This window comes from Deinococcus metalli, assembly GCF_014201805.1.
In the GTDB taxonomy this organism is placed as follows: domain Bacteria; phylum Deinococcota; class Deinococci; order Deinococcales; family Deinococcaceae; genus Deinococcus; species Deinococcus metalli.
The window spans coordinates 40,080-61,476 of sequence record NZ_JACHFK010000011.1; the positions used below are offsets into that span (position 1 = coordinate 40,080).

The window sequence follows — 21,397 nt, forward strand, 5'->3', positions numbered from 1 at the left end:
GTGAACGGGGGAGGACACGCGGCCCTCCCCCAGAGCCGCGCCGTGCTCAGACGTCGCGGCGGTCGAAGGCGAAGATACTCATCAGCCCGAAGCCCAGCGTGTAGATCAGCAGCAGGATCAGCGGCTGCGTGATGTCGCCCTGCTGCGCGTACAACCCCAGGTGCGACGTCAGCAGGATGCGCTGAATGGTCTCCGGGAACACCACCAGCAGCCGCATCAGGATCAGGGTGGCGAAGGTCGCCAAGGCGGCCGCGGCGGTGTTCAGATACAGCACGCCGTACAGCAGCGACAGCGCCGCGATGGGCATCAGCGCCACGCCCGCCAGGGCCGCGCCGCGCACGACCTCCGCGAAGGCCGCGCCGCCCGACAGCTGCCCCACGCCCACGAACAGCCCCGGCCCCAGGCCCGTGCCGCCCAGGAAGGTCCCGAAGCCCAGCGGGATGCCGGCCAGCAGCGAGCCGGTCACGGTGGTGATCAGCAGGATGAAGGGGTAGGTCAGCGCCACGATCAGCTTGCTGGCGATCACCTTCGTGCGGTTCACCGGGCGCAGCAGCAGCGGCGCGAGCGTGCCCTGCGCGACCTCCGCGCCGATCATCTCGGCGACCGTGAGGGCGATGAACAGCGGCAGCAGGTACTGGATGGTCACGCCGATACTCACCGCCGGGAGCTGCCACCCGCTGATCAGGTTCACGCGGATCAGGGCGCTCAGCCGCGGCGCGAAGGCCCACACCAGCGGCAGCAGGAAGGTCACCAGCAGCGCCAGCTTCACGCTCCGCGCGCCGAACAGCTTGCGGTACTCCAGCGCCAGCAGGGTCAGCATGGGCGGCCTCCGGGGACGGCGTCGGCGGGCAGGGCTCGGGGCTCGGTCATCATCACGCTTGCTCCACGCGTTCGCGGTAGTACTCGTACAGGTCGAAGTGGTCGGGACTCGCCTCGAACACCCGGATGCCCTCGGCGCTCAGGTGCGCCAGGGCGTCGGGCACGCGCGACTCGCCGCCCAGGTGCGCGATCGCGTACGGCGTGCGGGTGCTCACCTTGCGCACGAACGGCAGCCGCTCCAGCACCGCCGCGGCCGCTACCGGATCGTCTACGCGGAAGCGGTACGCGGCCTGCCGGGCGCGCAGGTCCACGGTGTCCACCAACCGCCCGCCCGTCAGGATGCCGACGGTATGGGCGTACGTGGCGATCTCGCGCAGGTGATGTGTGCTGAGGATCACCGCGCAGCCGCTGGTCGCCAGGCTGGTCACGATGCGGTGGATCAGGCCGATCCCGAGGGGGTCGAGGCCGCTGGTCGGCTCGTCCAGGATCAGCACCTTCGGCTCGGCCAGGATGGCGCTGGCCACACCCAGACGCTGACGCTGGCCCAGCGAGTACTCCTGCACGCGGCGGTCGGCCATGCGCGTCAGTTCCAGCAGCGCCAGCACCTCGCGCAGCCGCTCGCGCCCGATGCGGCGGCCGCCGGGCGCCATGGTGGACAGGTTGGCATGTACCTGCAGGTTCTGCGTGCCGGTCAGCTGCGGGTAGAACTTCGCGGGCGCCTCGACGACGGCGCCCAGGTACGCGCGGGCCCGCGAGCCGTCCGTGTGGACGTCACGGCCGAGCAGCCGCACCTCGCCGTCGGTAGGAAAGGCCAGGCCGCTCATGGTGCGGATCAGGGTGGTCTTGCCCGCGCCGTTGGGTCCGGTCAGGGCGTAGACCTCGCCCGCACGGATCGTCATGTGCACATCTTCAAGGACCGTGCTGGAGCCGTACTTCTTGTACAGGCCGCGCACCTCAACGGCGGGAATCGCCGGTGCGCCAGGTTTCGTCGCCGTCACCCGGACAGCCTAACCCAGGAATCTCCACTGAGTTCTTACAATTTTCACACCGGCACCGTGCCCGCAGAGGGCGCGGGCACGACGACCCAGAGCGGATCGCGGTGCCCGGCGCAGACGACCAGGGGCGCGGCGCGGGACGACACGCGCCGCCCGGCCCTCAGAACTTCCTGAAGCGGGTGAGCTTGAAGGGCGTTTCCGGCGTGCCGCCCTGCAACTTGTTCAGCTGTCCCTGCGTGACCACCAGATCGCTGCCGATGGCCGTGAGGGTGGTGGGGAAGCGCAGGCCGGCCAGCGGCTCCTCGGCCACCACGCTGCCGCCGGTGTAGTCGGCGTTCAGCGTGACCTTGCTGACCACCTGCTCGGCGTTGCGCGCCACGTACAGGGTGTGGCCGTCCAGTAGCAGGCCGTCGCCGCGGGTCAGGCCGCCCATCACCCGGCGGACCGCTTTCGTCCGCAGGTCGATGCGCCACAGGTCGCCGGTGTTCAGCTGCACGGCCAGCAGCGCCCGGCCGTCCGGCGTGGCGACGATGCCGTTGAGGTTGATGCCCGGGCCGTACTTCAGCGGCGTGCCCGCGAGGTCCAGCCACGCGCTGAGCGTCAGGTCCGGCGTCACGCGGTAGAGCACGGGCCGGGTGGAGTCCGTGACATACACGTTCCCGTCCGGAGCGCGCACCAGATCATTGATGTACGCGTTCGGCGACCTGGGCGTCTCCAGGATCGCCAGCGGGAAGCCGTCGGGGCTGAGTACGGTCACGGTGCCTGTCGCGCCGCCGGCGACCCACACGCGGCCCTGCGGATCGACTTTCAGGCCCAGCGCCGAGGTGCGGCCCTGGCCTCCGCCGGGCGCAAAGGTGCGGACGGTGCCGGTGGCGGCGTTCACGGCGTAGATGGTGCCGTTCGCCGCGCTGCCGGTGTACAGCACGCCCCGCTGGGCGTCGTAGGCCACGCCCTCCGGGAAGTCCTGCGGGCCGGGCAGCGGGTAGTCGCGCACCGTGAAAGCATTGCGTGTGATCACGCCGCAGCGCTCACGCGCGCCAGTCAGGCCCGCCGGATCGCTCTTGTAGTCGTCGGGTTTGGCGTGCACCACCAGCGAGCGGTTCAGGATGCCGGTCGCGCCGCTCAGGCTGAGTTTCGCGGTCGTGAACGTCGCCCGGCCGGTGCCGTCTGCGCCGACCGTCAGCATCGGCAGGTCGCCTCCGTGGCCGTACCTGTTGCCGGCGGTGGGCGAGTCGTGGTTGCCACTCATGCCCGGGTCGAAGTGCCCGCCCGCGCCGCCGAAGGGCACGATGGTGTTCGTCGCCGCGTCCACGCCGGGCGTGCAGCGGCCGAAGTCGTGCACGTGCAGGCCGTGCTCGCCGGGCGTGAGGCCCGAAACCTCCACGGTGACGCGCAGTCCGGCGCCCGCCGGCTCGAAGGTCGCCCGGCCGAGCACCTGCCCGGCGGTGTCCCGCAGCGCCGCCGTGGCGCGCAGCGGCGTGCTGGCCGGCGCCGGCATCGTCATGCCGTCCATTCCGCCGGCCAGGGCCGCGCCGGTCGCCGCCCCCAGGGCCAGGGCACCCCACACCATCAGCCGCATGTCACTTCCCTCCCGTGTACAGCACGCGGTACAGCACACCGCTCTGGTCGTCGGTGAACAGCAGGCTGCCGTCGGTGTAGGTCGCCACGCCGGCCACCCGGCCGAACTGCTTCCACACGTCGCCGTCCTGGTACACGAAGCCCGACACGAAGGGCTCGATGCGTTCGGGCCGGTTCTGCGCGTCGAACACCACGCGGCCGATTTCATAGCCGCTGGGCTCGCTGCGGTTCCACGACCCGCGGTACGCGACGAAGGCGTCGTTGCGGTACTCGGCGGGGAACTGCGTGCCGCTGTAGAAGGTCATGCCGATGGCCGCCGCGTGCGCGGTGTAGTTCAGCACGCTGCCCTGCGTGCCGGCGCAGTACGCCTCCTTGGTGATCTTGCCGGGGATGTTGCCCACGTTCACGTAGGGATCGGGCTGCTTGTCGCCATAGCAGTACGGCCAGCCGTAATTCTTGCCCCGCTCGATCACGTTCAGCTCCTCCGGGGGGATGTTGTCGCCGTGCCAGTCGCTGCCCTGATCGGCGCCGTACAGCACGCGCGTGGCCGGGTGCCACCCGAAGCCGATTGTGTGGCGCAGGCCGCGGGCGTAGATCTCGCGCGTCGAGCCGTCCGGGCTCAGGCGCAGCATGGTCGCTTCCTCAGGGTTGGGGCCCTGCACGTCGTTCGTGGTGGACCCGAAGGTCGCGTACAGGTAGCCGTCCGGTCCCCACTGGAGGTCGCGCGCCGAGTGCTGTCCCGCGTCGGGGAAGCCGTCCGCGAATACACGCGGCACGCTCAGCGAGCCGTCCGCGGCCATGTCCATCGCCCAGATGGTCTTCTCGCCGACCACGTACAGCTTGCCGTTGCGGACGTCCAAGCCGTGCGCGAGCTTCAGGTTCTGCGCCACCTGCCGGCGCTCGGCCGCCTCGATCCTGCCGTCGCGGTTGACGTCCCTGAGGTACCACACGTCGTTCTGCGCGCGACGCGACAGGTAGATGCCGCCGTCGGGCATCACGTGCAGCATGCGGGCGTTGCCCAGGCCAGTCGCCATCGCCTTGACCGTGAAGCCGGCCGGCACCTTCAACCGCAAGAGCTTGTCGGCCGTGAATTCCAGCGGGGTGGGCTCGTTGCGGGTGGCCGTCACCGTGGCGGGCGGCTCGCCCGGCGGGATGGGCCGGGGTGTCGGGGGCGCCGTCTGGGCCGGAGCGGTCTGGGCGAGCGCCGTGCCGAGCAGCAGCGCCGCGCCCAGCCGGTGGAGGGGGGAGTAGGTCATGTCGGGTGGCCTCCTGGAGGAAAGGGGACGGTCGGACGGAAGACGAGCGGGCGGCCCCGCGCGGGCGCGTCGGGGGCCGCTCTGGCGTCACGTCAGCGGACGGTGGGGAGCCACTTCAGCAGCGCGGCATTCACCTGCGCGGCCTTCTCGAAGGTGGCCGCGTGGCCCGCGCCGGGAATCTCCACCAGCGTGCTGCCGGGGATGGCGCTGTTCATCTTCAGCTGCAACTCGGTGGGCGTCAGGTTGTCCTCCACGCCGGCGATGATCAGCGTGGGCACCGTGATGGTCGGCAGGATCGGGTTCGCGTCGGGGCGGGCCGCCAGGGCGTTGCCGCCGCCGACCACACCGTTCAGGCTGGCGTTCTTCACCAGGGTGCTCAGGTGCGCGACCTGGTTGGGCATGGTCGTGCGGCTCACCGAGGTCAGCATGCGCGGCAGCAGGATCGGCACCAGGCTGGCCACGCCCTGCTGCTGGGCCTGCTGAGCGGTGCCGCGCCAGTTCGCGGCCTCGGCTACGCCGGCCGGCTCGGCGGTCGTGTCGATCAGGATCAGGCCCTTGAAGCGCTCGGGGGCCAGCTTGTACATCTGGAGCAGCGTCATGCCGCCCATGCTCATGCCGCCCACGATGGCCTTGTCGAGCTTCATGGCGTCCATGAAGGCCAGCATGGTCCTGGCGTAGTTCTCGATGCTGGCGTTGGCGTCCGGCGCCACGCTCTTGCCGAAGCCCGGCAGGTCCACCGTGATCACCTGGTAACCCGGCAGGGCGCGGTTGTTCTTGAACAGCTCGCCGTTCAGCGGGTAGCCGTGGATCAGGACCAGGGGCTGGCCGCTGCCGGCGGTCTTGTAGAACACGGTCGTGCCGTTCACCGAGACGGTGCCGCTGGTCATGGGCATCGCCATGGGCATGGACGCGCCGCCGGCGAGAGCGGGCGCGCCGAGCAGCGCGGTGAGGACAACAACGGACAGGGCACGCGGAGACAGGTTGCTCATGAGGACCTCGGGTGGGGCGCCTCCGGCTGGAGTGATTCAGCGCCGACCTGGTGACGACCGGGGTGTTGCCCACACGGCAACTGCTGACAGACCGAAAGGGGGAAGGGGAACTGGCGTCACCATCCCAAACGGGCCCACCCCCCGGGGGGAGCGGGCCACATTCTTAAGTCCTCGTCAGGATGCGCCGAAGGGGCGCTCAGCGCGGCGTGAACCCGACTTCAAGGTCCAGCTCAGCAACCGGCGTCACCGCTCGACGAACAGGGGCAGGCCACTGTCACGCACCGCGCCCACGGCCACGGCGCGGCGGTGCAGTTCCCGCACGGCCTGCTCGCCTTCCTCGCCCACGTCCACGCTGAAGCCGTTCACGTACAGGTCGATGTGCGCCTGCATCACCTCGTCTGACAGCTCCAGCGCGTGCTCGCGGACATACGCGCGCGACGCGTCCGGGTGGGCGTACGCGTACTCCAGGCTGGCCCGCACCGCCGCGTTCAGCTCGCGCTGCAGGTCCACCGGCAGGTCGCGCCGCACGAGGATCGCGCCCAGCGGCAGCGGCAGGCCGGTGTCCTGCTCCCACCACGCGCCCAGGTCCAGGCGCTTGCTCAGGCCGAAATTCTGGTATGTGAAGCGGGACTCGTGGATGATCAGTCCCGCCGCCACCGCCTGCCCGCCGGACTCGCCGCGCTGCACGGCGGGCATCACCTCGTCGTAGCGCATCCGCACGACCTGTACGTCCGGGAACACCAGCCGCAGCAGCAGTTCCGCCGTGGTCAGCGCCCCCGGCGACGCCACCACCTTGCCGTTCAGGTCCTGCACGTCGCCGCGTGTCACGATCAGGGGGCCGACGCCGCGACCCAGCGCCCCGCCCGCGCGCAGGGCCACGTAGTCCTCCATCACCTCGAAATACGCGCGGTAACTGATCTTGGTCATGGGGAGGCGGCCCTGCACGGCCCACTCGTTGAGGGTCTGCACGTCCTCCAGCACCTCGCGCACCGGCAGCGGTCCCCGCACCAGCCCCGCGTGCAGCGCGTGGAAGATGAAGGTGTCGTTCGGGCACAGCGAGTACCCGAGATCCAGAGTGTCCGGCAGCGTGGAGGACGTCATGCCCCGAGCGTACCGCCGGCGTGCCGGGACGATTGCAGTCCGGGGCCGCGCGTGGGTGCGGAGCGTGGGTCTCCGTGTGCCACTGCTGGACGGCTGACCCCTTCGGACTGCGTGCCCTCCTGTGTCCGGCCGGACACCGCGGCCCTGACCCGCGACCTGAATGTGGCGAGAGCGTGCTGGCAAAATGCCGGGACACCGAATTACACCTCTACCGGGCAGTCCACCGGCTTCGTGCCCGCAGAGCCGATCACCGTGACCGTGCGGGGCGGTGTGGTCACGGCCACCGCTCCGGCGGATCGTCCGGGTCTCGGCACCGTAAAAGACATGCACGACGTCATTGCCCGGTAGATCGCCGGCATGACCATGGCGGACTGCATGGCCGTGGGTGCCACCGACGACCCGGTGGACGGCCACCCCACCGAATTGTCGTGGGGCATCCTCAACGGAACATCGCGGACGGCTCCGGCGGCTGGCGCGTCACCGCGCTGGCGCCCCAGCCCCGACGCTCCTCAGGCGGCCGTCAGACCCGCCCGCTACGCTGACCGGCATGACTCACGCCCGCTCCATCCGCGCTGCGCTCGCCCTCCTCGCCGTCCTGAGCGTCACGGCCGCCCACGCGGGCGGGGCCGACGCTCCCGGCGGCGTGACGGTGCTGCCGCGCGCCTGCCGGGACGGCTATGTCCGGCCCGACTTCGCGGCCCTGACCCGCCAGCTCCGGGCGGCCCGTGCCCGCTGGGCGGCGGCCGGCGTGCGCGACTACACCTACGACCTGCACCAGATCGCCGCGCCCGTCCTGTTCCCGGACACCCGCGTGAGTGTCCGCGCGGGCCGCGCCGTCTCGAGCGCCATCCTGCCGGGCCAGGAGGGTGCGCCCAACCAGCTCGCCCGCAAGACCGTCGAGGAGCGCTTCGACGACATCGCCCGCACGCTGAGCCTGCGCCGCGCCGCCCCGTGCCCCGAGGTGCGGGTCAGCTTCGACCCGCGCTCGGGCTACCCCACGCACTTCTACAGCGGCCTGGGCGACGCCGGTATCATGGACGGCTTCGGCGAGTGGACGCTGACGAGGCTCACGCCCACCCGCTGAGCGCTAGCGCACGCCGGCCAGCGCTTCCCGGGCGGCCAGGGCGTCCCGCGCGATCTGGGCCTTCAGCTCGTCTAGGCCGCGGAACTTCTGCTCGCCGCGCAGGTGCGCGAAGAACTTGACCTGCAACTCCTGCCCGTACAGGTCGCCCTCGAAGTCGAACACATTCACCTCGAAGCGGCGCGACGTGCCGTTCACGGTGGGCCGGAAGCCCACGTTCGCCACGCCGTGCCAGCGACCGCCCCCCGGCAGCGACGGATCACCGATCACGACCACCGCGAACACGCCCAGCGGCAGGGCCTTGCCGTCCGGCACGCGGATGTTCGCCGTGGGAAAGCCGATGGTGCGGCCCAGCCGGTCTCCCTCCACGACCACGCCCTGCGCGTCGTAATGGCGGCCCAGCAGCCGCTGCGCGCCGGAGACATCTCCCACCTTCAGGTACTCGCGGATGCGGGTACTCTTGATGTCCTCGCCGCCGAGCTGGTGCATGGGCAGCGTGACCACCTCGGGCGCAACCGTCCGCAGGTCGTCCACGCCGCCGGCCCGGCCCTTCCCGAAATGGAAGTCCTCGCCCACCACGACCGTGCGCGGCCGGAGGGTGCGCAGGTCGTCCAGAAAGGCGTCTTTCGGCCGCGCCGCGAACTCCGGCGTGAACGGCACCGCCACCACCTCGTCCACGCCGTAGCGGGCCAGGAGGTCCAGCTTCTCCGGCAGCGTCGACAGGAACTCCACGCCCTGCATCAGCACCCGCGTGGGCGGATCGAAGGTGTACACCACGCTGGGCACGCGGTGCTGGCGCGCCTTGGCCTTGAGCTGCGCGATCAGCGCCTGGTGGCCCAGGTGCACGCCGTCGAAGGACCCCACCGCCACGACCGTCTCGGTATCCGGCCGCTGGGTGGGGGAGACGTACGTTTTCACCGCGGCGACCGCAGCACGCCGTACAGCGCCGCCGTGACGGTGGACGCGCTGCCCACCAGCGAGCCGTCCTTCAGGCCGTCCAGCACCGCCTGCGGCTTCATCCACAGCACCTCGATGTCCTCGTCCTCGTCGTGCGGCAGCTTGCTCTCGCGCAGGTTGGTGGCGTGGAAGACCGTCAGCGCCTCGTCGCAGAAGCCGGGGCTGGCGTAGAAGTGCGTGAGCTTCTCCATGTCGCCGTCCAGGCCGGCTTCCTCCTGAAGTTCGCGCCGCGCCGCCGACGCCGCGTCCTCGCCGTCGTCCACCAGCCCGGCCGGGGCCTCGACCGTGAACGCGCCGACCGCCCGGCGCTGCTGACGCACCAGCAGCATCTCGCCGGCGTCGTTCAGGGCCAGCACCGCCACGGCGTCCGCGTGCCGCACGATCTCCCACTTGCCGTCCATCAGTTCCAACCGCACGATATGCCCGTCGTAGATGACCTGGGTCTGCGCATTGCTCATGCTGAGACTGTAGTGGGTCTGGGGTTCCGCCGTCAGGACCGGTCGTGCCTGGCGCGGTAACGGGTCTGCTTGGTCACGTTGCCGCAGGTGGACATGTCGCACCAGCGGCGCGAGGCGTTGCGGCTGGTGTCGTGGAACAGCAGGTCACAGTCCGGGTTCTGGCAGACCTTGAGCCGGCCCGGCGTCAGGGTGTGCAGCAGCGTTGCCGCCGTGCGGGCCACGCCCACCGCCGGGTCGGACGGCCCGATGGTCTCGAAGGTGTGCCACTCGTGAAAGTCCGGCGGTTCGTGCCGGAGCTGCACGCGTTCGCGGCCCTGGTCGAGCACCGCGTTCAGGGTCAGCAGGCCGCGCGCGCTGTCGTCTCCGTGGGGCTCGCCGGTGGCCAGGGGGCGGTAGAGGGCGTCCAGCGCCGCCCGCAACCGACGGGCCGAGTACAGCGCCGCGTCCGGGTCGAGTCGGCCGGCGGCGTCCGGGCTGAGCAGTCCGGCCAGTCTGAACCACTCAACCGCGTGTTGACCGGAGCGCAGCAGATCATCTGGACCATCTGGTCGCCCCCGATGGACCAGGGTGTTGACCAGATCCAGGCTCGGATCACCGCCCACGAAGGGGAACTTGAAAGCCGCCACGCACTCAGTGTAGGCCGACCTGGGTGACCTGGCTCGGAGGAGAGAGGCATAACCATCTATGAATATTGACGACGGTTACAAGTGTGGGTAGTGTGGTGCGGGGGCGCGACGGATTCGGAGTTGAGCGTCGCCCACCTGGCCCGACAGTAGTGAATGGCCCTGAGACTGCTTTTAAGTGGAAACATCTTTAACTTCCAGGCGGTGATGATGTCATCACCCGTCAATTCGTTTTTAACGCCAATGTTAATGTATTGACGTAGTTGACATTGAACATCAAGGAGGACCAATGGCGTAGAGGGGGCAGAGGCAGGAGAACACGCTCCTCCTCAGCTGCCGACCCGTTCGCCTTGCCGTTCTCGCCATCTGGAGGATTCATATGCCCGTCACCACACGCCCGGCGCTGTCCCGTTCGCTGTTCCTCGCGGCCCTGTTGGCCGCCAGCCCCGCGCTGGCCGACGCCGACACGCAGCCCGCCCCGCCTTCCATCGGCGCGGACATTCCGCTGGTCTATTTCGGGCCGGCGCCCTCGACCGTCAATCCGAATCTGGTCGGGCCCAAACAACTGCTGACCGCCGGCAAGATCGACTTCGACAAGTCCACCATCACCCTGCCGCTCTACCGGGGACAGCTGCGCGACGGCCGCAACGTCTGGTACGTCCTGACCGATACCGACGACCGCGGCAACGCCGAGGCCCTGGGCCTGAACTACTCGGCCAAGCTGACCTACGCGGCAGTCGGCAAGGCCGTCCGCACGGCCACGCTGGGCAAGGGCGGCCTCCTGACCTTCGACCAGGGCACGGTGGACTTCGCGCCGGCTCGCCGGGTCGTGGCCGGAACGGCCAGCGCCTTCCCGCCGCAGGTCGCGCAGCCCGGCTCGGTCGGGGATGCCGCGTACACCCCGCTGGTGCGGATCACCAACGCCGGCGGCCACATCTACAACGCGCCGGTCGTGGCCTTCGACATCAGCGCCGAACAGCTCGGCAAGTTCTGCACGGCGGCGCCGGACTACAGCAAGGTGCACGACAAGGTCGTCAACATCTGCCCCGCAGGCGACGGCGGCGAGGTGACCCTGAGCCTGACCCCTGGCTTCAGCTTCGCCAAACCCGTGCTGTACCTGAGCACCGAGGCCAGCGACGCCCTGCCCGCCGCGATGGAGGGCGTGACGCAGGCCCCCGGCCTGAAGGACATCACGGTCGGCCACGACGACAGCGCCTTCAGCCCCGTCGAGCGGCTGTTCGCGGCGGTGAACGGCCCCACCGGGAAGGCCAACCCGCAGCGTCAGGGCTTCAATTCCGCGCTGAGCGGCGAAGGCAGTCCGCTGAACGTGCTGGGCGGCATCCCCACCGTCGCCACCGACTACAGCCCGCTGTGGGATCTGAACGTCTACGAGTGGACGAAGGCGTCCATCGCTGCCAGCTACCGCTCACGCCTGATCGAGGAGTTCCAGATTCTGGGCCTCGCGGAACGCGGCTTCATCACCGGCCCCGGCGGAGCGCCCTTCGGCTCGAGCGGCTTCATCGTGAACTGCCCCGTCGTCTGGCGATTCCTGTAAGAGTAGAGCGGACCCTGACGTGGGAGGCGGGGCCGGACGCCGCGCCTCCCCAAGCACTGACCCATTCGCCATGGAGGCCACCATGCACCGGACGCCCACGACCTGTTCCCGCCGCCCTGCGGTCATCGCCCATGCCTGAGACTGTTCCCTCCACCGCCGTCGTCATCGGGGCCGGGCAGGCGGGCGGGCCACTGGCCGGCGCCCTGGCCCGCGCGGGCTGGCACGTCACGCTGATCGAGCGCGAGCACGTGGGCGGCACCTGCGTGAACGAAGGCTGCACCCCCACGAAAACCATGATCGCCAGCGCCCGCGCCGCGCACCTCGCCCGCTCGTCCGCTGACCTGGGCGTGATGGCCGACGTGACGGTCGATCTGGGCCGCATCGTCGACCGCACCCAGGGCATCGTGAGGGACTTCCGCGAGGGCAGCGAGGGCGGTCTGCGCCGGGCCGGCGTCACGCTGCTGCGCGGCGACGCGCGCTTCACTGGTCCCCGGCAGGTCGAGGTCGCCCTGGACGGAGGCGGCACCCGGGCCCTGAGCGCCGATCACGTGTTCATCAACGCCGGTGCCCGTCCCCGCTGGCCCGACCTGCCCGGCGTGCACGACGTCGGCGCGCTGACCTCGAAGGAGGTCCTGCTGCTGCGCGAGCTGCCCACCCACCTGCTGATCCTGGGCGGCGGGTACATCAGCCTGGAATTCGCGCAGCTGTACGCCCGCCTGGGCAGCCGCGTGACCGTGGTCGAGAACGGCGAGCGCCTGCTGCCGCGCGAGGACAGGGACGTGGTGGACGCCCTGAAGACCGTGCTGGAGGGCGAGGGCGTGGACTTCCGTCTCGGTGCTGGCGCCCGCCGGGTTGCCCGCCACGGCGCGGAGATCGTGCTGGACGTGAGCGGTCCCAACGGCCGGGAGGCCAGCGTGACCGGCTCGCACCTGCTCGTCGCGGTGGGCCGCACGCCGAACACGGACACCCTGAACGTGGAGGCCACCGGCGCGGCCCTCGACCGGCACGGGTTCATCGTCGTGGACGAGTATCTCAGGGCCGCCGACGGCGTGTATGCGCTGGGCGACATCAAGGGCGGCCCCGCCTTCACGCACATCTCCTACGACGACCACCGGATCGTCCGGGATGCCCTGCTGCATGGCCAGCAGCGGAGCACCAAGGGCCGGACCGTGCCGTACACGCTGTTCACCGATCCGCAACTCGCCCGCGTCGGTCTCGACCGGCAGCAGGCCGCCGTGCTGGGCCGCCCCACCCGCATCTACACCCTGCCCATGACCAGCGTGGCCCGCGCCATCGAGACCGGGCAGACCGCGGGCCTGATGCGCGCCGTGGTGGACGACGCCAGCGACCTGCTGCTAGGCGTGACCGTTCTGGGGCCGGACGGCGGCGAGATCATGAGCGCCCTGCAACTCGCCCTCCAGGGTGGCCTGACCGCGACCGACCTGCGGAACGCCACCTTCGCCCACCCGACCCTGTGCGAGAGCATCAACAATCTGTTCATGGCAGCGCCCGAATCCCTCACCTGCACGTCCTGAAATGCGCGCCCCCGGCGCTAGAGTGGCGGCATACCACTTTCCCGGAGGGAACGCATGAAAGTCCTGTTCATCGGCGGCACCGGCATCATCTCCAGCGCCAGCACCCGATTCGCCCTGGAGCGGGGCGTGGAGCTGTACCTGCTGAACCGCGGCGAGTCCACCCGCCCCATCCCCGACGGCGCCAACGTCCTGCACGGCGATATTCGTGACCGGGCCTCGGTGACCGCTGCGCTCGGTGACCACACCTTCGACGCGGTGGTGGACTGGGTGGCCTTCACGCCCGAGCACATCGAGACCGATCTGGCGCTCTTCGCCGGCCGCACCCGTCAGTACGTGTTCATCTCCTCGGCCAGCGCGTACCAGACGCCGCCGCAGACCCTCCCCGTCACCGAGAGCACGCCGCTGCGTAACCCGCACTGGCAGTACTCCCGCAACAAGATCGCGTGCGAGGACCGGCTGATCCGTGCGTACCGCGAGGACGGCTTCCCCGTCACCATCGTCCGGCCCTCGCACACCTACGACCGCACGCTGCTGCCCTTCGACGGCGGGTACACGGTCGTGAACCGCATGCGGCAGGGCAAACCGGTGGTCGTCCACGGCGACGGCACCAGCCTGTGGACGCTGACGCACCACGCCGACTTTGCCAAGGGCTTCGTCCCGCTGCTGGGGCACCCCGCCGCCATCGGTGAGACGTATCACATCACCGGCGACGAATGGCTGCCGTGGAACGCCATCTTCGACACCGTCGCCCAGGCCGCCGGCGTCACGGCCGACCTCGTGCACATCCCGTCCGACGTGATCGCCGCCGCCGACCCCGAGTGGGGTGCCGGGCTGCTGGGCGACAAGGCGCACTCCATGGTCTTCGACAACAGCAAGATCAAGCGGATCGTGCCGGAGTTCGTGTGCACCATTCCCTTCTGGCAGGGGGCCCAGGAGATCATGGCGTGGTACGACGCCGATGCGTCGCGGCAGCGGGTGGATGCGGGGATGGACGCGACGATGGACGCGCTGGTGGCGAGGTTCAGGGGCTGAGCTGAGGAGCCCCACCACCCTGCCCCCTATCCCAGAGGGGCAGGGGAGCAGCGCTGCGCTGGGCATGTGGTCGCCATCTTGCTCGAGCTGGCGTCTGACGAAGTCTCGCCAGCGTGGGGCCGCGTTCCTGCCTCGGGTGTTGTCGCCGTCAGCGCCCGCGCGCTGCGCGCACGACGGCTTTCGGTCAGGGGCAGGGTGGGACACTTCGGTGTTGAACATCTCTTCCCAGGCGGCGGAGGCTGAGACCCGTAGACCTGCACAGCAGAGTGTGGTGCCACGGAGCAGCCAGCGGAGCGCGCGGCGAAGGCTTCCGGATCCTCTTACCTGGCCGGCCTCGTTTCCTCTCCTATGGTCGCTTCGAAACATCGCGGGGCAGACCCGCACCATCTGGCCGGCGAAAGGCAACATGAGGGCCTGTGCTGTACGCCGTTACGCGTATCGCGTGTGCCCGGGCTTCCGGCTAGGCTGGAGCCAATGAACGACGACGTCATCTTCCTGAAGCGTTGAGGCTTCGCCCTCGCGCGTGCCCCGCCGGTGCCGGCGTGCGGCCTGACGTCGTTCCTGCTCTCCTGCCCTGGAGGTTCCTCCATGACCCTGACCGCCCCCACCGCGGTGTCCCCGAGTTCGGCTCGGGATACGTCCGCACCGCACCGTGACCTGAGTGACCGCGAGGTGGCGCTGGATATCCAGCACCTCGTGAAGGCCTTTCGCAAGAAGTCGGGCGGCACGCTGCTGCGCCCGCAGTTCACGGACAGCCGCGCCGTGGACGACGTGAGTTTCCACGTGCGCCGCGGCGAGATCTACGGCGTGCTCGGCCCGAACGGCAGCGGCAAGAGCACCCTGATCCGCGCCATGAGCACCCTGCTGATCCCCGACGCGGGCAGCGTGAGCATCTTCGGGCTGGACGTCGTGCAGGACGAGGCGCAGGTGCGGCGGCTGCTCAACCGCGTGTCGGTGGACGCGGCGTTCTACAAGAAGCTCTCGCCGCGCGAGAACCTGCTGTACTCCGCGCAGCTGTATGGCCTCGACCGGCATGTGGCCGAGCAGCGCGCCCTGATCACGCTGCGCCGCCTGGGCCTGAAGGACAAGGCCTTCCAGGAGCCGCTCGAGGAGATGTCGCGCGGCATGCAGCAAAAGGTCGCCATCGCCCGCGCGTTCCTGACGAGCCCCATCGTGGTGCTGCTGGACGAGCCGACCACCGGTCTCGACCCCAAGTCGCGGCGGGACGTACAGGAGTTCGTGCTGGAACTCCGCGACCAGCACGACGCGACGATCATCCTGACCACGCACGACATGCCGGAAGCCGAGCGGCTGTGCGACCGCATCGCCTTCATCAGCGGCGGCAAGTTCGTCGCAGAGGGCACAGCCGAGGAGCTGCGCACGCTGGCCGGGCCGGGCAAGACGCTGGAGGACGCCTTCATCGAACTGACGGGCGAAGACCTGGACCACGAGGAGCAGTCATGACCACCCCCCACGCCGCCCCACCCACGCCCGCGCCCGATCCGGCGCGCACCACGCCGGGCACGCTGGCGCACCAGCTCCGCGCGGCCTTCGCGTTCGTGTTCCGCGACTACCACCTCACGCGGCGGTACTGGTCGTGGGTGGTGGTGTTCACCTTCTACGACATGGTCTCGGCCGCGTCGATCATGCTGATCGGGGTGGCGGCGCACAACCCACGCCTGACGCTGACGCTGCTGCTGGGCGCGGTGATGTGGTCGTTCCTGGGCCGGCTGTTCGGGGAGATCGCCAACAGCATCAGCTACGAGCGCTGGGAGGGCACCATCGAGTACACCTTCATGGCGCCGGTCAGCCGCCTGACGCACCTCGTCGGCGTGAGCCTGTTCGCGGGCGCGTACGCGCTGCTGCGCGGCGTGCTGGTGTTTCTGTTCATGGGCCTGTTCGTGGACATCGGCGCGAACCTCGGGCAGGTGCTGCAATGTCTGGTGGTGTTCATGGTGGCGTCGCTGGGCTTCATGGGCATCGGTCTGATGGCGGCGGTGCTGCCAGTCATGAGCACTGAGAACGGCGCGCAGGCCACCAACATCATCCAGGCGGTCTTCCTGCTGATCTCCGGCGTGTACTACCCGGTCAGCGTCCTGCCCGCGTGGATTCAGCCGATCAGTGCGCTGTCGCCGGCCACGTATGCGCTCGATGCGTGCCGCAAGATCCTGGGCGTGAACGGCACGGGCACGACCTTCGAGCCGGGCGTGGGCCTGGGCGGCGTGCTGCCGGAACTCGGCATTCTGCTGGTGTTCGGGGCGGTCACGATTCCGCTGGGGCTGTTCGTGTTCGGCAGGGCCGAGACGTGGGCCAAGCGCACCGGCAAGCTCAAGCGCGCCGGTTAAGGTTCACACAAGTGCCGTGCTGCTGGGTGCCGGCGTAGGCTCGCGGCATGCAGCGCGTGAACGACGTGATCGTCCTCGACCTCGAATCCACCGTGAACGGCAACCACATGGTGTTCCGCCCGTCGGCCATCGTGATGCCGGACGGCACCCTGACGCTGGTGGACACCGGCCTGCCCGGCATGGCGGGCGTCATCGACACGCAGCTGCGCGAGGCCGGATTCTCGCTGGACGACGTGAAGCAGGTCATCGTGACACACCATGACCTCGACCACATCGGCAGCCTGGAGGCGGTCGTGGGCCAGACCGGCGCGGACGTGCTGGCGCTGGAGGCCGAGGTGCCGTACATCACGGGCGAGAAGCGCTCGCAGAAGCTGCCCAGCGAGGAGCAGACGCAGCAGCTGCTGGCCGACCCGAACCTCGACCCGGCCCGGCGCGCGATGCTGACCCGTCCGCCCGTGCGTGTGCCGGTCACCCGCGCCCTGCACGACGGTGAGGATCTGCCCGGGGGCCTGCGTATCGTCGCCACTCCGGGGCACACGGTCGGGCACGCCAGCGTGTACGTGAGCGGCAGCCGGACGCTGATCACCGGCGACGCCTTGACCTCGCAGGACGGCACCCTGAAAGGCCCCAACGAGCGCGCCACGCCGGACATGCCGACCGCGCTGGAGTCCGTGAAGAAACTCGCCGGGCTGGACGTGCAGACCATCCTGGCGTACCACGGCGGCCTCGTCACCGAGAACGCGGACGCGCAGCTCAAGGAACTGGCGGCGCACCCCTAGTCGGGCCTCCGCCGCAGCAGCATCGTCCGGCGGCACTGCGCGACCAGCTCGCCCCGCTGGGTGTACGCGCGGTGCTCGACCGTGACCACACCCTGCGTAGGCCGCGAGCGGCTCTCGCGCGACTCGACCACCTCCGACTCGGCGTGGATCGTGTCGCCGTGAAACACCGGCTTCGGGAACGCCACGTCGGTCAGGCCCAGGTTGGCAACCAGCGTGCCCACGCTCAGCTCGTGCACGCTCAGGCCCACCAGCAGGCTCAGGGTCAGCATGGAGTTGACCAGCGGCTGGCCGAACTCGCTCTGCGCGGCCGCCTCGAAGTCCAGATGCAGCGGCTGCGGGTTCATGGTCAGGGTCGTGAAGAGGATGTTGTCCGACTCCGTGAGGGTGCGCCGCACGCGGTGCCGGATGACCGTGCCCACCGGGAGTTCCTCGAACCAGCGGCCCTGCGGGCGATCCAGATCCTCGTTCATGGGGTGTCCTCCACGGTCGCCAGGATGGCGCGTGCGCGGGCGAGCATGGGCTCGTCCACCATCTGCCCCTCGACACTGAAGGCCCCGTGGCCCGACGCGGCGGCCTCGTGAGCGGCGGCCAGCAGCGCGCGGGCGCGGGCGACCTCGGCCTCCGTCGCGCCGAAGACCTCGTGCGCCAGCGGCACCTGCGCCGGGTGGATGCACAGCTTCCCGGCGTAGCCCAGCGCGCGGCCCTGCGCGGCGTCCGCGCGGAAGGCGTCCGGGTCGTTCAGCGCCGTGACCACGATGTCCAGGGCTGCCACCCCGGCCAGCCGCGCGGCGAGCGCCACCCGCGAGCGGGCGTACAGCACCTCCAGCCCGCCGGGCGTGCGCGTGCCGCCCACGTCGGCCACATAGTCCTCCGCGCCGAAGTACGCCCAGCGCACCGCGTCCTCGCGCAGGATGTCGGCGGCGTGCCATACGCCCGCACCCGTCTCCAACCCGGCCAGCAGCGGCAGGTTCAGTCCGCGCGCGGCCAGAGCGTCCACGACCACTCGCACGTCAGCCACCGATTCCACTTTCGGAACGACCACGCCTGCGAGCTGCGGCGTGAGCACCGCCAGATCGTCCTCGAAGTACGGCGAGTGCAGGGCATTGACCCGCAGGAATACCGGCAACCTGGGCGCGGCAGCAATCAGGTCACGCGCCGCGTCACGGGTGAGCGCCCGCGCCGCCACCTTGGCGGCGGCGGGCACGGCGTCCTCCAGATCAAGCGCCACGGCATCAGGCCGGTTCCGCGGCAGCTTGGCCACGAGTTCGGGACGGTTGCCGGGGGCGAACAGCAGTGAGCGTGGGCGGGCAGGATGGGCAGGGAGCACGGAGCGAGGATAGCGGGCGAACTGTGTCGCCCGGAATGAGGCCGCAGGACGTCGAGGTGGTTCTGCGGCCTCGCGGCGCTGGACTCTACTCCTCGTCCTTCGAGCCGGGCAGCGGCGTGGTGCGGGGCGGGCCACCGTCAATCACGCCCGAGCCCCCCACGCGCGGGCCCTTGACCTCACCGCCGGCGTCCAGGCTGGGGTCGGCGAGTCGCGTGGTGCCGTCCGGGTTCTCCGGGGTGATCACGCTGAAGTCGGAGAAACTGCCCGGCACGCCATCGTCGAAGCTGGGCTCATCGTTGACGTTGTTGGGCACGAAGTCGTCGCCGTAGGCCACGGCGTTGTCCAGCATCTCGCTGCGCAGCGACGGATCGATACCGTCGTCGTAGGCGATTCCGGCGCCAGCCAGGGCATCGCTGCCCGGACTGCCTCGGTGCCCGCCGGTCACGTCGCCGGACACCGGGAAGTCGTCCTCGGTGCCCTCCACCGCGCGGATCAGCTCGGCGTTCGACTGGACATCCTGGTTGGCGGGGTCGTCGGTTTCCGGCAACGAGTAGTCGGTGGTGGCCCCAGCACTCAGGCCCCCGCTTGGGCGCAGGGCCTCATCGCTGGGCTCCTGGCCGTCACGGTCGATGTTCTCGCTGGTGGCGGTCGCGTCGTCCCCCAGGCGAACCGCGAGCTCCGGATCACTGTCGGTGGTGGGGTCGGGATTGATCGGGTCGGTCATGGACTCCTCCTCGGAGGCGGCCCGGCGGGGCCACGTGTTCTCTCGATTAGAACGGACGGGGCCGCGGGGCTCCGTGAGGAGGAAGGCAACGGAAGTTGGCCCAGCCCTCAGGTGGGCGTGGGCGGGGCCATGACGCAACGCTTCGTGAACTGGCCTTGGCTGATTTCTTGCCGGGCGCCGCGCCTCCACCGTTCACATAGAGCGGAGGCCAGCAACCGGCACAGGAGGCAGTGATGGCAGAACAGATCCCGATGACGGCGGACGGCTACCGCCGCCTAGAAGAGACCCTGAACAGGGAGCGTGGGCGCCGTGACGAGGCCGTCGCCCAGATTGCCGCGGTGCGCGACGACACCAATGGCATCGAGGATCGGAACCTCGAGGTCTCCCAGATCGATCTCCAGAGCACCGAGGCCCGGGTGCTGGAACTCGAGGACGTGCTGGCCCGCGCGGTGATCGTGGAGGGTCACGAGGCCCTGGGCCTGGTCGAACTCGGCTCGGTGGTCGTGCTGCGCGACGAGACCCATGACCGGGAGATGCGGGTTCGGCTGGTCAGCGCCGTGGAGGTCAGTGCCCTGACCGACGGCGAGACTCAGGTGAGTGACGACAGCCCCGTCGGTCAGGCCCTGCAGGGGCGCCAGCAGGGCGACATGGTGGAGGTGGAGGTGGGTGAGAGAACGGCACGCTACCGCATCGAGGCGGTGGAGCCCAGCTGACCCCTGCCTAGCCGGGGCGCGTTGACCCGGCTTTGTTCCCCGCTCTACACTCCGCCCCATGATGGCGGCACGTACTGATGCGAATAACGATCCCCGGTAGGGGACGCCTCGCCGTACGCCGCGCCCCCGACCCCGCACAGGAGTCGGGGGCTTTGCAGTGAACTTTCCAAGGAGCCCTATGACCACCCCAGCTAGCACCCCGTCCCAAGCCTCCGGCGCTTCCGTCCACTCCCTGCCCCGCACCCTGACCCGCGACCTCGCCGCGCACGACGGCCAGACGGTGCGGCTTCAGGGCTTCGTGCACGCGCGGCGCGACCTGGGCGGCGTGCAGTTCGTGGTGCTGCGCGACGTGTCCGGCCTGACCCAGTGCGTGGGCAGCGGCCTGCACCTGCCGCTGGCGGAGAGCAGCGTGGAGGTCGTGGGCACGGTCAAGGCGCACCCCAAGGCGCCGGGCGGCTTCGAGGTGCAGGTCAAGGACTTCCGCGTGATCAGCGCGGCCGTGGAGGCCCCGCCGGTCGAAATTCCCAAGATGGAATGGAACGTCAACCCCGAGACCATGCTGGACTACCGCGTGGTCACGGTGCGCGGCCTGAAGGAGCGCGCGGCGCTGCGGGTGCAGGCCGAACTCGTCGCGGGCTTCCGCGACCACCTGATCACGGAGGGCTTCACCGAGATCAGCACGCCGAAGATCGTATCGGCGGGCGCGGAGGGCGGCGCGAACCTGTTTCCCATCGATTACTTCGGGCACCCGGCGTTCCTGGCGCAGAGCCCGCAGCTGTACAAGCAGATCATGGTCGGCGTGTTCGAGCGGGTGTTCGAGGTGGCGGCCGTGTACCGCGCCGAGGAGCACGCCACCAGCCGCCACCTGAACGAGTACCTGTCGCTGGACGTCGAGATGGGCTTCATCACGGACGAGGAGGACGTGATGGCGCTGCAAAACCGCGTGTTGGTCGCCATCATGGCCCGCCTGAAGGAACGCGCGCAGGCCGAGTTCACGCTGCTGGGGGCGACCATCCCGGAGGTGCCCGCGCACATCCCGCGTATTCCGCTGCTTGACGCCCGCGCGCTGGTTACGGAGAAGTACGGCCACCAGGTGGGCGGCAAGGACCTCGATCCCGAGGCCGAGCGCCTGCTGTCACAGCACTACGCCGAAACCGAGGGCAGCGACTTCGTGTTCGTCACCAAGTACCCGCGCGCGGCCCGGCCCTTCTACGCGCACCCGGACGCCAACCCCGACGGCACCCAGAGCAGCGAGATCACGCGCGGCTACGACCTGCTGTTCCGCGGCATCGAGATCACGTCCGGCGGGCAGCGCATCCACGACTACGGCATGCTGATGGACTCCATCGCGGCGTACAAGCTGAACCCCACGTCGCTGGAGGGCTACACCGAGGTCTTCAAGTACGGCATGCCGCCCCACGGCGGCTTCGCCATCGGCGCCGAGCGCCTGACCGCGAAGCTGCTGGGCATCAGCAACGTCCGCTACGCCCGCGCGTTCCCGCGCGACCGCCATCGCCTGACGCCGTAACG

Annotated in this window: 21 protein-coding genes; 9 read left to right on the top strand and 12 right to left on the bottom strand. The window is 69.9% G+C overall.

Going from position 1 to position 21,397, the window contains the following annotated elements; genetic code table 11:
• Positions 1-46: 46 nt before the first annotated feature.
• The 6 genes from HNQ07_RS18095 to HNQ07_RS18120 form a co-directional block, all read right to left on the bottom strand.
• On the bottom strand, positions 47-820 hold the full coding sequence (locus tag HNQ07_RS18095) for a DUF2705 family protein (RefSeq protein WP_184114399.1): 774 nt from the start codon (positions 818-820) through the stop codon (positions 47-49).
• A 52-nt stretch (positions 821-872) separates the two neighbouring features.
• The gene (locus tag HNQ07_RS18100) at positions 873-1,817 is read right to left on the bottom strand and encodes an ABC transporter ATP-binding protein (protein ID WP_184114401.1); all 945 of its coding nucleotides are present in this window, start codon (positions 1,815-1,817) and stop codon (positions 873-875) included.
• A gap of 157 nt (positions 1,818-1,974) precedes the next feature.
• The gene (locus tag HNQ07_RS18105) at positions 1,975-3,384 is read right to left on the bottom strand and encodes a superoxide dismutase family protein (RefSeq protein WP_373298119.1); all 1,410 of its coding nucleotides are present in this window, start codon (positions 3,382-3,384) and stop codon (positions 1,975-1,977) included.
• 10 nt (positions 3,385-3,394) lie between these two features.
• Complete coding sequence (locus tag HNQ07_RS18110) at positions 3,395-4,648, bottom strand: PQQ-dependent sugar dehydrogenase (protein WP_184114405.1); 1,254 nt, start codon at positions 4,646-4,648, stop codon at positions 3,395-3,397.
• A 92-nt stretch (positions 4,649-4,740) separates the two neighbouring features.
• Entirely contained in the window at positions 4,741-5,637 is an 897-nt protein-coding gene (locus HNQ07_RS18115) for an alpha/beta fold hydrolase (protein ID WP_184114407.1), read from the bottom strand.
• A gap of 243 nt (positions 5,638-5,880) precedes the next feature.
• A complete protein-coding gene (locus HNQ07_RS18120; protein WP_184114409.1) occupies positions 5,881-6,738 on the bottom strand; it encodes a 1,4-dihydroxy-6-naphtoate synthase in 858 nt (285 codons plus the stop codon).
• A gap of 547 nt (positions 6,739-7,285) precedes the next feature.
• Between HNQ07_RS18120 and HNQ07_RS18125 the strand changes: the two genes are divergently transcribed.
• Positions 7,286-7,822: a DUF6174 domain-containing protein gene (locus HNQ07_RS18125; protein WP_184114411.1), complete on the top strand. Its 537-nt coding sequence runs from the start codon at positions 7,286-7,288 to the stop codon at positions 7,820-7,822.
• Between the two features lie 3 nt (positions 7,823-7,825).
• Here the strand turns inward: HNQ07_RS18125 and HNQ07_RS18130 are convergent, their stop codons facing one another.
• Genes HNQ07_RS18130 through HNQ07_RS18140 form a run of 3 tightly spaced genes read right to left on the bottom strand, consistent with a single transcriptional unit; the run spans position 7,826 to position 9,860 of the window.
• Positions 7,826-8,737, bottom strand: coding sequence for a bifunctional riboflavin kinase/FAD synthetase (locus HNQ07_RS18130; RefSeq protein WP_184114413.1), 912 nt, complete (start codon positions 8,735-8,737; stop codon positions 7,826-7,828).
• A complete protein-coding gene (locus HNQ07_RS18135) occupies positions 8,734-9,234 on the bottom strand; it encodes an NUDIX domain-containing protein (RefSeq protein WP_184114415.1) in 501 nt (166 codons plus the stop codon). The genes HNQ07_RS18130 and HNQ07_RS18135 overlap by 4 nt, the downstream gene beginning before the upstream one ends.
• Positions 9,235-9,266: 32 nt before the next feature.
• Positions 9,267-9,860 carry a CGNR zinc finger domain-containing protein gene (locus HNQ07_RS18140; protein WP_184114417.1) on the bottom strand — a complete coding sequence of 198 codons (594 nt, stop codon included), beginning with the start codon at positions 9,858-9,860 and terminating at the stop codon, positions 9,267-9,269.
• A gap of 376 nt (positions 9,861-10,236) precedes the next feature.
• On the opposite strand from HNQ07_RS18140, the gene HNQ07_RS18145 reads away from it, so the two are divergent.
• The 6 genes from HNQ07_RS18145 to HNQ07_RS18170 all read left to right on the top strand — a co-directional run bounded on the left by HNQ07_RS18145 (position 10,237) and on the right by HNQ07_RS18170 (position 17,103).
• The gene (locus HNQ07_RS18145) at positions 10,237-11,412 is read left to right on the top strand and encodes a hypothetical protein (RefSeq protein WP_184114419.1); all 1,176 of its coding nucleotides are present in this window, start codon (positions 10,237-10,239) and stop codon (positions 11,410-11,412) included.
• Between the two features lie 131 nt (positions 11,413-11,543).
• A complete protein-coding gene (locus tag HNQ07_RS18150) occupies positions 11,544-12,947 on the top strand; it encodes a mercuric reductase (RefSeq protein WP_184114421.1) in 1,404 nt (467 codons plus the stop codon).
• Between the two features lie 54 nt (positions 12,948-13,001).
• Positions 13,002-13,979, top strand: coding sequence for an SDR family oxidoreductase (locus HNQ07_RS18155; RefSeq protein WP_184114423.1), 978 nt, complete (start codon positions 13,002-13,004; stop codon positions 13,977-13,979).
• 588 nt (positions 13,980-14,567) lie between these two features.
• The gene (locus HNQ07_RS18160) at positions 14,568-15,443 is read left to right on the top strand and encodes an ABC transporter ATP-binding protein (protein WP_184114425.1); all 876 of its coding nucleotides are present in this window, start codon (positions 14,568-14,570) and stop codon (positions 15,441-15,443) included.
• Positions 15,440-16,324: an ABC transporter permease gene (locus HNQ07_RS18165; RefSeq protein ID WP_184114427.1), complete on the top strand. Its 885-nt coding sequence runs from the start codon at positions 15,440-15,442 to the stop codon at positions 16,322-16,324. The genes HNQ07_RS18160 and HNQ07_RS18165 overlap by 4 nt, the downstream gene beginning before the upstream one ends.
• A gap of 47 nt (positions 16,325-16,371) precedes the next feature.
• Positions 16,372-17,103 carry an MBL fold metallo-hydrolase gene (locus HNQ07_RS18170; protein ID WP_184114429.1) on the top strand — a complete coding sequence of 244 codons (732 nt, stop codon included), beginning with the start codon at positions 16,372-16,374 and terminating at the stop codon, positions 17,101-17,103.
• On the opposite strand, the gene HNQ07_RS18175 is transcribed toward HNQ07_RS18170, so the two are convergent.
• The 3 genes from HNQ07_RS18175 to HNQ07_RS18185 form a co-directional block, all read right to left on the bottom strand.
• Positions 17,100-17,573 carry a MaoC family dehydratase gene (locus tag HNQ07_RS18175; protein WP_184114431.1) on the bottom strand — a complete coding sequence of 158 codons (474 nt, stop codon included), beginning with the start codon at positions 17,571-17,573 and terminating at the stop codon, positions 17,100-17,102. The two genes, HNQ07_RS18170 and HNQ07_RS18175, sit on opposite strands and share 4 nt — an antisense overlap.
• On the bottom strand, positions 17,570-18,430 hold the full coding sequence (locus HNQ07_RS18180) for an HpcH/HpaI aldolase/citrate lyase family protein (protein WP_229832167.1): 861 nt from the start codon (positions 18,428-18,430) through the stop codon (positions 17,570-17,572). The genes HNQ07_RS18175 and HNQ07_RS18180 overlap by 4 nt, the downstream gene beginning before the upstream one ends.
• 85 nt (positions 18,431-18,515) lie before the next feature.
• Positions 18,516-19,154 carry a hypothetical protein gene (locus HNQ07_RS18185; protein WP_184114433.1) on the bottom strand — a complete coding sequence of 213 codons (639 nt, stop codon included), beginning with the start codon at positions 19,152-19,154 and terminating at the stop codon, positions 18,516-18,518.
• Between the two features lie 233 nt (positions 19,155-19,387).
• On the opposite strand from HNQ07_RS18185, the gene HNQ07_RS18190 reads away from it, so the two are divergent.
• Positions 19,388-19,867: a GreA/GreB family elongation factor gene (locus tag HNQ07_RS18190; RefSeq protein WP_184114435.1), complete on the top strand. Its 480-nt coding sequence runs from the start codon at positions 19,388-19,390 to the stop codon at positions 19,865-19,867.
• Positions 19,868-20,045: 178 nt separating this feature from the next.
• Positions 20,046-21,395 carry an aspartate--tRNA(Asn) ligase gene (gene aspS, locus HNQ07_RS18195; RefSeq protein ID WP_184114437.1) on the top strand — a complete coding sequence of 450 codons (1,350 nt, stop codon included), beginning with the start codon at positions 20,046-20,048 and terminating at the stop codon, positions 21,393-21,395.
• Positions 21,396-21,397 lie beyond the last annotated feature (2 nt).

Coding starts and splice junctions, on each gene's coding strand:
- HNQ07_RS18150 (WP_184114421.1), top strand. CDS start 11,544: ATGCCTGAGACTGTTCCCTCCACCGCCGTCGTCATCGGGGCCGGGCAG.
- HNQ07_RS18175 (WP_184114431.1), bottom strand. CDS start 17,573: ATGAACGAGGATCTGGATCGCCCGCAGGGCCGCTGGTTCGAGGAACTC.
- aspS (WP_184114437.1), top strand. CDS start 20,046: ATGACCACCCCAGCTAGCACCCCGTCCCAAGCCTCCGGCGCTTCCGTC.
- HNQ07_RS18160 (WP_184114425.1), top strand. CDS start 14,568: ATGACCCTGACCGCCCCCACCGCGGTGTCCCCGAGTTCGGCTCGGGAT.
- HNQ07_RS18125 (WP_184114411.1), top strand. CDS start 7,286: ATGACTCACGCCCGCTCCATCCGCGCTGCGCTCGCCCTCCTCGCCGTC.
- HNQ07_RS18115 (WP_184114407.1), bottom strand. CDS start 5,637: ATGAGCAACCTGTCTCCGCGTGCCCTGTCCGTTGTTGTCCTCACCGCG.
- HNQ07_RS18145 (WP_184114419.1), top strand. CDS start 10,237: ATGCCCGTCACCACACGCCCGGCGCTGTCCCGTTCGCTGTTCCTCGCG.
- HNQ07_RS18170 (WP_184114429.1), top strand. CDS start 16,372: ATGCAGCGCGTGAACGACGTGATCGTCCTCGACCTCGAATCCACCGTG.
- HNQ07_RS18155 (WP_184114423.1), top strand. CDS start 13,002: ATGAAAGTCCTGTTCATCGGCGGCACCGGCATCATCTCCAGCGCCAGC.
- HNQ07_RS18165 (WP_184114427.1), top strand. CDS start 15,440: ATGACCACCCCCCACGCCGCCCCACCCACGCCCGCGCCCGATCCGGCG.
- HNQ07_RS18105 (WP_373298119.1), bottom strand. CDS start 3,384: ATGGTGTGGGGTGCCCTGGCCCTGGGGGCGGCGACCGGCGCGGCCCTG.
- HNQ07_RS18095 (WP_184114399.1), bottom strand. CDS start 820: ATGCTGACCCTGCTGGCGCTGGAGTACCGCAAGCTGTTCGGCGCGCGG.
- HNQ07_RS18135 (WP_184114415.1), bottom strand. CDS start 9,234: ATGAGCAATGCGCAGACCCAGGTCATCTACGACGGGCATATCGTGCGG.
- HNQ07_RS18120 (WP_184114409.1), bottom strand. CDS start 6,738: ATGACGTCCTCCACGCTGCCGGACACTCTGGATCTCGGGTACTCGCTG.
- HNQ07_RS18185 (WP_184114433.1), bottom strand. CDS start 19,154: ATGACCGACCCGATCAATCCCGACCCCACCACCGACAGTGATCCGGAG.
- HNQ07_RS18110 (WP_184114405.1), bottom strand. CDS start 4,648: ATGACCTACTCCCCCCTCCACCGGCTGGGCGCGGCGCTGCTGCTCGGC.
- HNQ07_RS18190 (WP_184114435.1), top strand. CDS start 19,388: ATGGCAGAACAGATCCCGATGACGGCGGACGGCTACCGCCGCCTAGAA.